At 61.1% G+C, this 1247-nt stretch carries 1 protein-coding gene; it reads right to left on the reverse strand.

Going from position 1 to position 1247, the window contains the following annotated elements:
- The coding region (locus AC1D17_RS29010) for an efflux RND transporter permease subunit (RefSeq protein ID WP_477568642.1) at positions 1 to 1247 on the reverse strand (1247 nt) is incomplete at both ends.

Below are 1247 nucleotides of genomic sequence, written 5' to 3' on the forward strand. Positions count from 1 at the left end.
GGTTCGTCATTGGCCATGACCAGCAGCTGGGCGAAATTCGGATTGCGCAGCTGCTGGTCGAGCGGCAGGAAGAAGCGCGGCGCACCCTCGCCGATATAGGTGGCGATGAACTTCTTGTCCTGGTCGTCCAGTATCTTCGCTTCGAGTGCCTTGGCCTGGGTCTCCACTTCCTTGATGCTGGTGCCTTCCGGCAGCCAGAGATCGACAAGGATTTCAGGCCGCGACGACTGCGGGAAGAAATTCTTCGGGATGAACTGGAACGCCCACAGGCTGGTGGCGAAGGTGACGAGCGTCAGGGAAAGAACGATGACGCGGTGGCGCACCGCCCAGCCGACGGTGGCGCGCAGGCGGCGATAAAAGCGCGTGTCGAAGACATCGTGATGCTCACCGGCATGCGCACGCTGCTTGAGGATCATATAGCCGAGCCAGGGGGTGAAATAGACCGCCACGAACCAGGAGACGACGAGCGCGATACCGACGACATAAAACAGCGAACGGACGTATTCACCGGCCGTCGAGGCTGCGAAACCGACCGGAATAAAGCCAGCCGTGGTGATCAACGTTCCGGTCAGCATGGGAAAGGCCGTCGAGGAATAGGCGAAGCTGGCGGCATCGAGCTTGCCCAGTCCCTCCTCCAGCTTTCGCTCCATCATCTCGACGACGATCATGGCGTCATCGACCAAAAGGCCGAGCGCGATGATCAGGGCTCCCAGCGAGATGCGCTGCAGATCGATGCCCAGTTCGTACATGATGGCAAAGGTGGCGGCGAGAACGAGCGGGATGGCAATGGCGATGACGAGGCCCGAGCGCCAGCCGATCGACAGGAACGACACGACCAGCACGATCACCAGCGCTTCGCCGAGCGCCTTCATGAATTCGCCGACGGCCTCTTTGACCACGTCCGGCTGATCGGCGATCTGATCGACCGAGACGCCATAGGGCAATGCGGTTTTGAAACGCTTGTAGGTTTCCTCGACTGCAGCGCCGACATCCGTCACCTTGTAGCCCTTGGCCATGACCACGCCGATCTGGACGCTGTCTTGTCCATTGAAGCGGTACTTGCGCTGATAAGGATCCTCAAGACCGGAGGACACCGTGGCGATATCGCCGAGGCGGGTGACCTCATTGCCGGATCGCAGCCGCAGTTCGCGGATATCGGACGCGCTGGTCAGCCCGCCTTCGACGGAAACGCGGACCGAACGGCTGCCGGTATCGACGGAACCGGCCGGATCGACATTGTTCTGCCC

This window comes from Pararhizobium sp. P1_E7 (genome assembly GCF_056405855.1).